The organism is Xanthomarina sp. F2636L, assembly GCF_026410195.1.
GTDB lineage: Bacteria > Bacteroidota > Bacteroidia > Flavobacteriales > Flavobacteriaceae > Xanthomarina.
Window position 1 is genome coordinate 1 of sequence record NZ_JAPMLM010000051.1, and the last position, 203, is coordinate 203.

Sequence of the window (203 nt, forward strand, 5' to 3'; positions counted from 1 at the left end):
AGGTTGCGTTCCAGTAACTACCCAAGTACAGGTATTGTTATCAAAAGTAGCAGTTTCCCAGCATTCCGTAGATGGCTCTATAGGTTGCGTTCCAGAAACTACCCAAGCACAGGTATTGTTATCAAAGGTTGCCGTCTCCCAACATTCTGTAGATGGTTCTACAGGTTGTGATCCTGTTACGTCCCAAACACATGTTGTGTTAT

At 43.8% G+C, this 203-nt stretch carries 1 protein-coding gene; it reads right to left on the minus strand.

What is annotated here, in order from left to right; all coding sequences use genetic code 11:
* Nucleotides 1-203, minus strand: a 203-nt coding sequence (locus OS191_RS00240) for a hypothetical protein (protein WP_267153699.1), incomplete at both ends; no start/stop codon positions are given.